The organism is Elusimicrobiota bacterium, from assembly GCA_026388095.1.
In the GTDB taxonomy this organism is placed as follows: domain Bacteria; phylum Elusimicrobiota; class Elusimicrobia; order UBA1565; family UBA9628; genus UBA9628.
The window spans coordinates 1-9,637 of record JAPLKL010000026.1; the positions used below are offsets into that span (position 1 = coordinate 1).

Consider the following 9,637-nt stretch of genomic DNA (forward strand, 5'->3'; position numbering starts at 1 on the left):
CCCCAATCATCCACACCTATTCACAGAAAGAAAAAGAAGCAAAAAGAAAGAGGACCGGCCTATGACGGTCCTCTCTCTCGTCCCAACGACCGGACACTTTAATAAAACGGATTACCGGACATTTCTATTCTCTTGCAACACCCAGTGTGCGGACGCGCGCGCCTCAGGTTTTTGGTGATTTGGTATAATCCGCTCGCCTCGGGAGCCTCACTCATGAACCCTTTCCTCGCCGCGATCGCCGGAGGGTTGCTTTGGTATGGGCTTGGTCTGCTGTTCGCTCTCTGCCTGTGGCCGCTCCTAAGAAGGTTCTTGCCGTCCTCCATCGCTTGGGGCTCAGCGCGCATCCTCGGACCCTACCTCGTGGCTTGGCTGGCCCTCCTGCCGGCGGCCTTGCTCGGCCAGGCCGCTTTCTCTCGCGCCAGTTGCTTGGCAGCTGCTGCGGCCTGCGCCGCCGCTGCGTGGGCTATCGGCGGGACGTTGCGGGGCGGCTTGGAAAAAGAAGAATTCAGCGAAGTCCTGCGATTCGAGGGTTTCTATCTCCCGTTCTTACTGTCGTGCTGCCTGTTCCTTCCGTTCATGTCCTCGGCGCTCCCATTCGGGGAGAGGATGATGGACTCTTCATTCGTGACCGGCGTGTGGGCCCAGAGGAGCTACCCGATGCAGGACCCCTGGCTGGCCGGGTACCCCTTGCGCTACTACGTGTTCGGGTACTATCCCGTGTGGGCGGTAGGCTTCCTCTCCGGACAGAATCCGCTAGTCGTTTACAACATGGCGCTGGCCTTCACGTTCGCCAATTACGCTTCGGGACTCTATCTCCTCTTGCGCGCCTGCTCGCTCCAGGCCCTTCCGGCGGCTCTCGGCGCATTGGCGGTCGCCTTAGGCTCCAACCTGAAGAGCCTGCTCGAGGCTTTCGGCGCGGCCTTCCAAAATATTCCTTATAACGCCTGGGCCGTCTCGCGGGTCATCAGCAATACCATCAACGAATTCCCGTTCTGGTCCTTCACCTTGGGCGACCTGCACCCCCACTTCCTGGCCCTGCCTCTTTTCGTCCTTCTTCTGACATTCACGGCGGCTCTGATCCTGCAAGGACCCGAGGAAAGTAAGAACGGCGAATACCTCTGGGCCGCGGCCGCCGGGATGCTGACGGGGTTCGTCTGGGGCGCCAACACCTGGGAAACGCCGATCTTCCTCGGCGTCGCTTGGTTCGCTGTCCTCCTGACGCATCGGAAACGGCCCCTGACCCGAAGCATCCTCATCTGCGCCGGCGTCGCTTTGGCCGCGCTTTTGACGGCTTCGCCTCTTTTTCGGGCCCGGAGCCAATTGCCGCTGGAATTCGGCTGGGTGCGCCAACGCAGTTCCGCCGCGGAACTCTCCCAAGTCTTCGGCCTCTTCCTGCTGCCCTTGGCGGCCCACTTCTGGGCCCGGTGGGCCAAGCGCCCCTCCTCCCCAATGATCCATGGCCTGGCGGCCAGCCTGTTCTTGTTCCCGTTCCTCGTCCGGTCAGGCCTTATCTTGGTCTCGCTCCTGGCCGCGCTGGCGGCCGTCTCGCTCTGGCTGGAGCCGGAAGGAAGAACGCGCCTGGGGCTCATCTTCGCCCTCGCCGGCCTTGGCATACTCCTGGTCTGCGAGCTTTTCCACTTGGCCGACGTCTACGGCGACGCGCGCGAGCGGATGAACACCGTCTTCAAATTCTACATGCCGGCCTGGACCTTGCTCGGATCGGCCGCCGTGCTGTTCCTGAGCGACTTCAAAAGCAGGCTCCGCAAGAGCGCCGCGGCGGTCTTGGTGTGCTCTTGGGGTCTGGCCTTGAGCGCCCATGCCGCCTTCGGACTTTCCGTTCGGACCGCAGGGTTCCGCAGCCCGGAGGCCTTGGACGGCCTGGCCCAGTTGAGGGCGGTCGCGCCGGGAGATGCCGCGCTCGTCAGCTGGATGCAGGAGCGGGCGAAGGAGGGCCGGCTTTCCGGAGTCCTCCTGGAAGCCGTCGGCCCCGCCTACTCGTACTTCACCCGATTCTCTTCGCTCTCCGGCTTGCCTTCTTATCTCGGCTGGGAGGACCACCTCTTCGTGCGCTACCGCGGGCATCCCGGGACCGGGGAGCGCTCGCGCAAGGCCGCGGAGATATTCAGCGGCGCTTTGCTCCTCGATGGGGCCAAGGATTGCCGGCCTTTAAGAGCCGTCCTGCGGGGAGAATCCATTTCTTACGTCGCCGTCGGCAGTCTGGAGAGGAGCCGATATCCTCCGCCGGGGCTCGCGGCGCTGAGGTCCTGCCTGTATCCGCTCTATGAGAAAGACGGGACGGCGCTCCTGGCCGTCTCCGGAGGAACGCATGGGGGCTGAAATCCGCCTGACCGTGGTCATGCCGGTTTATAATGAGCAAGGCTGCATCGCCTCCGTCTGCGGGGAGTGGCTCTCTCTCCTCGAGGTCTATCCGGGCGGGAGGCTGGTCGTGATAGACGACGGGTCGACCGATCGGACCGGCGGCCTCCTGGACGGGCTCGCCGTCGCGGAGCCCCGATTGTGCGTGGTCCACCAGCCGAACGCGGGGCACGGGGCGGCGCTGCGGACCGCCTACCAGCGAGCGCTCTCGACCGGCTGCGATTGGGTCTTCCAGGTCGACAGCGACGGGCAGTTCTCTCCGGGAGACTTCGCGAAGCTCTGGGCGCGCCGCGGCGAGTCGGATTTTGTCACAGGCTTGCGCCAGGAGCGGCATGATCCTTGGCAGCGGCTGGTCATCACGCGCCTCTTGCGCCTGGTCATCCTCCTCGTCTTCGGCGTACGGCTCGAAGACAGCAACATCCCGTTCCGCCTCATGCGCGCCCAATTCCTGGAACGGCTCTTGGCGGAACTGCCCCCCGGCGTCTTCGCGCCGAACATCTTCCTGGCGGTGCTGGCGGCCAAGGCGGGCTGCCCGCTTCTGGAGATACCCGTCGCTCACCTGAGCCGGGGCACGGGCGAAGTCAGCATCCGGGGCTGGAAGCTCTTGGGGCATTGCCTGCGTTCGCTGCGCGAGCTTGCGGACTTCCGCTCGCGGTTGCCGGGAGCCCTGGAGAGATTGCGCGCGGGGAGACATGCCTAGGCGCTCCGAGCTCGGCCGCGTCGCCATCATCGGGGCCGGCCCCGCGGGGCTGGGCGCCGCTTTTCGGCTCAAGGAGCTCGGGCACGAGGATTTCGTCATCTACGAAAGCTCCGCCTTCGTCGGCGGACTGGCCGCCAGCGCTGTCGACGACAAGGGCTTCACCTGGGATATCGGAGGGCACGTCCAGTTCTCCCATTACGCCTACTTCGACCGCGTCATGGACTCCGTCCTCGCTGCCGACGAATGGCTGCACCACCAGAGGGAGTCTTGGGTCTGGATCCGGGGGCGCTTCGTCCCGTACCCGTTCCAATACAATATCCGGCGTCTTCCTCAGGAAGAGCTGGACCGCTGCCTGAGGGGCCTCGAAGAGTTGCACCGGCATCCTTTCCAGGGCACTCCCGCGCATTTTGGCGAGTGGGTGCTGGCGACCTTCGGTGCAGGCATGGCCGATCTGTTCATGACGCCCTACAACCTCAAGGTGTGGGCCTACCCGTTGGCGGAGCTCTCCTACGGCTGGGTCGGGGAACGGGTCGCCGTGACGGACTTGGGGCGGGTCCGGGAGAACATCCGCATCGGCAAAGATGACACCGGTTGGGGGCCCAACAATACCTTCCGTTTTCCGCGGCGGGGAGGGACCGGAGCCATCTGGACCCGGGTCGCCGACAGGATCGGCGCCGATCGCATCCGTCTCCAGACTCCGGTCTCGGCCGTCCGAGCGGCGAGAAAGGAATTGGTCCTGGGAAGCGGAGCCCGCGAGAGCTTCGACGCGATCCTCAATACGAGCCCCTTGGATCGTTTCGCGCCGATGGTCGAAGACCTGTCTCCGGAGGTGCGCGAGGCCGCGTCAGGGCTCCGCCATTCCGGCGCGCACATCGTGGGCGTCGGCCTGCGCGGAAAGCCTCGCGCCGAGCTGGCGCCCAAATGTTGGATGTACTTCCCGGAGGATGACTGCCCGTTCTATCGGGTCACGGTCTTCTCGAACTATTCTCCCGAGAACGTCCCCGATATCGGGAAGTATTGGTCGTTGATGGCCGAGACGAGCGAGTCGCCCCGAAAGCCCGTGCGTCCCGACTCTGTCGTGGAGGAGACGGTCCGAGGCCTCCTCGCCACGGGGCTCATCGAGTCCCGCGGTCAGATCGAGAGCCTCTGGACCCGCCACGCCCCCTATGGCTACCCGACGCCGTCGCTCGGCCGCGACGCGATCCTCGACCGGGTCCACCCGGCCCTGGAAGCCCTCGGGATATCCTCGCGCGGGCGGTTCGGCGCCTGGAAATACGAGGCCAGCAACCAGGACCATTCCTTCATGCAGGGCGTCGAGTGGGTGGATCGGTTGTCGAGCGGAGCGCCCGAGCTGACTTTCCCTCACCCGGCGAAGGCTAACGCCGGGGTCGGCCGGTGAAAGCTTCACGCCAGAAGGCGCAGCCCGCGGAAGCTTCCCCGAGCTTCCCCCCCTGGTTGCCCCCGGCCCTGACGGCCTTCGTCGTCCTCCTCTGCTTCGCGCCGGCCTTGAAGGCCGGCTTCGTGGCCTGGGATGACGGCAAGAACTTCCTTGAGAACGCCGCCTACCGCGGATTAGGCTGGGCCCAACTCCGTTGGATGTTCACGACCTTCCACCTCGGCCATTACCAGCCGCTGAGCTGGGTGACCTTGGGCGCGGACTATCTGCTCTGGGGGATGAACGCCTCCGGTTATCACGCCACCAACATCCTGCTGCACGCGGCCAACGCCGTCGCCTTCTACTTCCTGAGCCTGCGGCTCCTGCGTTTGGGCGATGGACGGCGGGGCGCGGCTGAGCTGAGGGCAGGCGCGGCCTTCGCCGCCCTGCTCTTCGGCGTGCATCCTTTGCGAGTGGAATCGGTGGCTTGGGTCACCGAGCGCCGCGACGTCCTCTCGGGCCTATTCTTCCTGTTGACGCTCCACGGCTATCTGAAGGCCAACGATCCGGGCCGCGCTGCCGGGGCGAGAGCCCGCTGGTTCCTTGCCTCATTGACCTGTTACGCGCTTTCCTTGCTTTCCAAAGCGGCCGGCGTGACGCTGCCGCTCCTCCTCCTGCTCCTGGACATGTTCCCTCTGCGGCGCCTCGATGGCTCCCCGCTGCAGTGGCTCCGCCCGGAGAAGCGCGGCATCCTCATCGAGAAGATCCCGTTCTTCCTGATGGCCGCGGTCGCCGGGTCGCTGGCGGCCGCAGCTCAGCATCAGACCGGAGCCATGGACTCGCTGGCGCAATACGGGGTGGTGCCGCGCGCGATCCAGGCCGCTTGGGGGCTTTGCTTCTATCTCTACAAGACGCTCCTGCCTCTCCACCTGAACCCGCTCTACCGCTTCCCGGCTCATCCCGAAGCCTTCACCTGGAAGGCGGCGGCCAGCGCGGGAGCGGTGGCGGCATTGAGCGGCGCGGCCTTCGCGGTCCGGCGCAAGTGGCCCGCCGTCCCTGCGGCCTGGCTTTTCTATGTCTTGGTGCTGTTGCCGGTCCTGGGCATCGCCCAAAGCGGACCTCAATACACCGCCGATCGCTACAGCTACCTTTCCTGCCTGAGCTGGGCTCTCCTGGCGGGCGGCCTCCTGGCCCGGGGGCTGGAGACCGCAAGTCCCCCCCTGAAGAAGTCGCTCCTGGCGGCGGCTCTATTCTGCATCGCCGCGCTGAGCGGCCTGAGCTGGAGACAGACTGGAGTCTGGCTCGACTCGGATAGATTGTGGAGCCGCGTCCTGGCGCTCGATCCGGACGGCAAGCTCGCGCATTACAGCTACGGCACCTATCTCCAGAAGCAGGGACGTCTTGAAGAAGCTGTCCGCGAGCTCAACGAGGTCCTGCGCATCGACCCGAATCACGCCCAGGCCCTCAACAGCCTGAGCGTCGCCTTCGGCGACAAGGGGCGATTCGATGAGGCGGTGGCTTACATGCGCAAGGCCTTGCTGGAGAAGCCCGACGATGCCAAGTTCCATCACAACCTCGCAAGCCTGTTCCACCGGATGGGACGATTCCAGGAGGCAGTCGAGGAATACGGAACCGCCGTACGCCTGAGCCCCGACTTGGCCGAGTCCCACAACAACATGGCCGTAGTTCTGGAGGCGCAAGGGCGGTTCGATGAAGCCATCGGGCATTTCTTCCTGGCCATTCGGGCCAATCCGGGCTATTCGGCGGCCATCTTCAACCTGGGGAATCTCCTTTACAAAAGGGGCCGGCTCCCAGATGCGATCGCGCAATACGAGCGGCTCGCGCAGATCGCCCCCGATTTCCCGCAGGGCCACGCCAATCTGGGGATAGCCCTGGCGAACGCGGGACGTTTGGATGAAGCACTCGCGGAGACCGAGAAGGCCGTCCGATTGGACCCGAACCTGGTCGAGGCGCAAGCCAACCTTGGCGCCGCCCTCTTCCAGCGCGGACGCTTCATCGAAGCAGCGGAGCACTTCAGGAAAGTCGTCGAACTCAGACCCGGCTCGGGACCGGCTTGCAACAATCTCGGCGCCGCCCTTCTCAGGGCCGGCAAGACGGCGGAGGCGGCCGAGACCTTCCGATGCGCCTTAAGAGCCACGCCGCCAGTCCCGGAGGCCCGTGCGAACCTGGACCGGGCTCTGGACTTGCTCAAAAAAAGTCGTTAGCGCGCGGCAGAGGCCTCAGGACGGAAATCGTAGAGGTATATCGAGTTCCCCAGCCTCTCCATCGGGGTGTAACGGCCCAACCAGGAGCACTCCTGTCCTTTCGTCTTCAGGATATAGACGAGCAGATGCGCGCTCATCGCGTAGATAACCGGATTCGGAGAGCAGATCTCTGAATCAAGGATCCGCGGCAACTCCACCCCGTAGTCCTTTGGTCTCGCCGTTCCGTAATAAGCCAGTCGGACAGGCAGCCCAGGGTGGCCCTTCAGCCAGTCTCGAAGGCTGGGCAGGCCCTGTCCCCAGTCGATGTTGCAGTCGTCGAGGCAATAGATCCCGCCGGCCGGCCCACCGGCGATCTCGTTGAAATAAGTGAGATAGTGGGGCGCGGCCCGAGAGACAGAGACGGCCTGGAGCGCAAGGAGCCCGGCCAGGCCCGAGTACTTGACCGCGGGACTGAGTCTAAGGCGCACGGCCTGGGAAGCCAGCAGGATGAGGAAGGGATAGATCTGAAGTATGCGGCGCAGGCCCAGGTTGACTTTGTCGAAGCAGCTCGCAGTGACGAACAAGGCCACCGCACCGCCGGCCAAGAGGGCCGAGCGCCTATGGGCCGGGTCTTTGCTCATCACATAGCATCCGAGACCCGCCAACCCCAAGAGAGGCAACGGCGTCTTGATCGCCGCCGCGTAAAAATAATAGTACCACCAAGGCTTGTGAGAAAGCCGGCCGGCCATATAGAACAGGTAGTCCGGTCTGTTGACCGAATATATCTTGCCGAACCCCGCAAAGAAGGCGGCATAGTCGAACTTCCCTCCCATGACGGCGCCGATAGTCACGAAGGCCGCGGCTCCAAGCACGGCGAACTCCAAGAGCCGGCGCTTGCGTTCATCCGAGGTCCCGCCCCCATGCCACAGGCTCCCCGCGACGGCGGCGTATAGAGGGAGTATGATCACGCCCGAGAGTTTGGCGGTCAGCGCCAAGCCGAGGCAGAGTCCGGCCCAGGCCGCGGCCCGATTCGAAGGCGCTGACCAGAAGCGCTCCAAGGCCCAGAGCGCGATGAAGACGAATATCGTCGAGGGCATGTCGTTGGTGGCCAGATGGGAATGCGCCAGCAAGTTGGGGCAAAGCGCGAACAGTGCGGCGGCCAAGACCGCCGCCGGCATTCCCCCGAGGTCGCGGCTCCAGACGACGAGAGCAGCCGCCAAGAACAGCGAGAGGGCCAAGGCGCAGTACCGGCTGACCCGCAAGATGAGAATCGGGTCGTTGCCTTGATCGTGGAAAAAAGAAAGGCTGAATTTCACGTCCCCGGCCGGGTCGGCGGGATCAGGACTCGGCGGAAGCCGCGGATCGTGGGCGAAGAGACGCAACGGCACAGCCAGGGCCAGCCCTAACAGCGGCGGTCGCTCCCGGACGACCGCCAGGTCGTGGGAGCGGAAAGCGGCGAAGGCGGTCGCGATCGCGGTGGGCTCGTCGAAGGTCATCGACTCTGACTCCAGGCTTACGGCGCTCTGGATGAAAAATAGAGCCAAAAGGAGCGCAGTCAGGACCCACAAAGATCTCTCCCCGACGATGGGCGCCGGGGAGAGTTGCTCGCTCATGCGCTCGATTTTAGACCGGGTCGTTTCGCTTGTCAAGGCGGGCCGATGTCTTTCCAGGTTCGACTGGCTCGTATGTCTTTCTTGTCGCTGCACGGAGGGGTGTCACAATGCCTCTACTAGTCGGTCTCATCTGCGACATCTCGCCGGATAGAACCTGTCGACAATTTCGATTGTAGCCTTTCTGCAGGCGTTTGCCCATGGAGAATCTTGTCCTTGGTTTTCTCGGCCGCAGCGGCGGTTCGGGCCGGACCGGCAGAAGTCCCCCCGCCCCCTGGTTCCTAAGCGAAATGTTTGCGAAGAATAGTTCGCTTTTTGTGCGCTACGTTTTCTGGCACGGCTGGGCGGCCTCAGGTATACTCTTTCAACGCGCGCTGGTCAAAAATAGATGAGAGATAAGCAGTTGCGGAAGTTGATTCTCTTCGGCATGATGCTGGGCATGCTGATTTCCGCCGCGGGAACGGCCGGGGCCGTCCAATCTCCCACCAACATGAGCTATCAGGGCAAGCTCTTGAGCCCCAGCGGCATCCCGATTAATTCGAGCGGCTTGCAGATGGTTTTCACCATCTATAACGCGGCGACCGGCGGGACGAACCTTTGGACTGAAACCGTTCCCAGCGTCCCGGTCAACAACGGCGTTTTCGCCGTGCAACTCGGAAACATCACTCCGATTCCCGCTTCCGTGTTCGCCAGCAGCCCCACATATCTGGGCGTCGCCGTCGGCGCCGACAGCGAGATGACGCCGCGCCAACTGCTTTCCGCAAGCCCCTATGCTTTCAGCGCGGCGCAACTGGCCAGCAACAACGCAATCGTAATCAACGCCGGCGTAGCCTATGCGACCTTCACGGTCGCGGGCAATCTGCAGTTGCCCTTCGGCATCACCGCAGGCAGCGCGACCTTCACCTCGACCGTGACCGCGGGGCTTTTCGTCGGTGACGGCTCGGGCCTGACCAACATCCCGTCCTCCACAGCTCTGCTGGCCTCGACCAACACCTGGAGCGCGCAGCAGCACTTCAACAACCAGATCACCGTCAGCTCCAACGTCATCGTCAACTCCTCGGTCACCGCCTCCGCCTTCTTCGGCAACGGCGCGGGCTTGACCGGCATCACCGCTACGGACACGAGCCGGGTGGCCAGGACCGGCGACACCATGACCGGCGCGCTGACCTTGTCCGGCGCTACGGCCAATATCATTTCGGGGAGTTCGGTCACCGCTTCCGCCTTCTTCGGTGACGGCGCGGGCCTGACCAATATCCCCGCTGTTGCGCTCTCCACCCTGCTGGCCTCGACCAACACCTGGAGCGCCCAGCAGAACTTCAACAACCAGATCACCGTCAGTTCCAACGTCATCGTCAACTCCTCGGTCACCGCC

Annotated in this window: 6 protein-coding genes; 5 read left to right on the top strand and 1 reads right to left on the bottom strand. The window is 64.0% G+C overall.

Translation table 11 applies throughout. The features are described from left to right. Positions 1 to 213: 213 nt before the first annotated feature. From NTY77_06465 to NTY77_06480, 4 genes are read left to right on the top strand one after another with little or no spacing between them, the layout of a single operon-like run. On the top strand, positions 214 to 2,337 hold the full coding sequence (locus NTY77_06465; GenBank protein ID MCX5795118.1) for a DUF2298 domain-containing protein: 2,124 nt from the start codon (positions 214 to 216) through the stop codon (positions 2,335 to 2,337). Next, a complete protein-coding gene (locus NTY77_06470; protein MCX5795119.1) occupies positions 2,327 to 3,076 on the top strand; it encodes a glycosyltransferase family 2 protein in 750 nt (249 codons plus the stop codon). The genes NTY77_06465 and NTY77_06470 overlap by 11 nt, the downstream gene beginning before the upstream one ends. Further along, on the top strand, positions 3,069 to 4,475 hold the full coding sequence (locus tag NTY77_06475; GenBank protein MCX5795120.1) for an FAD-dependent oxidoreductase: 1,407 nt from the start codon (positions 3,069 to 3,071) through the stop codon (positions 4,473 to 4,475). The genes NTY77_06470 and NTY77_06475 overlap by 8 nt, the downstream gene beginning before the upstream one ends. Beyond that, a complete protein-coding gene (locus NTY77_06480; protein MCX5795121.1) occupies positions 4,472 to 6,676 on the top strand; it encodes a tetratricopeptide repeat protein in 2,205 nt (734 codons plus the stop codon). Before NTY77_06475 ends, NTY77_06480 begins: the two co-directional genes overlap by 4 nt. Here NTY77_06480 and NTY77_06485 read toward each other — a convergent pair. Next, positions 6,673 to 8,268, bottom strand: a complete 1,596-nt coding sequence (locus NTY77_06485) for a glycosyltransferase family 39 protein (GenBank protein ID MCX5795122.1) — start codon at positions 8,266 to 8,268, stop codon at positions 6,673 to 6,675. The genes NTY77_06480 and NTY77_06485 overlap by 4 nt on opposite strands. A 385-nt stretch (positions 8,269 to 8,653) precedes the next feature. Between NTY77_06485 and NTY77_06490 the strand changes: the two genes are divergently transcribed. Beyond that, a partial coding sequence (locus NTY77_06490) for a hypothetical protein (GenBank protein ID MCX5795123.1) occupies positions 8,654 to 9,637 on the top strand: 984 nt, incomplete at its 3' end.

Excerpts from the sequence above, each read along its gene's own strand:
- NTY77_06475 (MCX5795120.1), top strand. The coding sequence starts at position 3,069 with ATGCCTAGGCGCTCCGAGCTCGGCCGCGTCGCCATCATCGGGGCCGGC.
- NTY77_06465 (MCX5795118.1), top strand. The coding sequence starts at position 214 with ATGAACCCTTTCCTCGCCGCGATCGCCGGAGGGTTGCTTTGGTATGGG.
- NTY77_06485 (MCX5795122.1), bottom strand. The coding sequence starts at position 8,268 with ATGAGCGAGCAACTCTCCCCGGCGCCCATCGTCGGGGAGAGATCTTTG.
- NTY77_06470 (MCX5795119.1), top strand. The coding sequence starts at position 2,327 with ATGGGGGCTGAAATCCGCCTGACCGTGGTCATGCCGGTTTATAATGAG.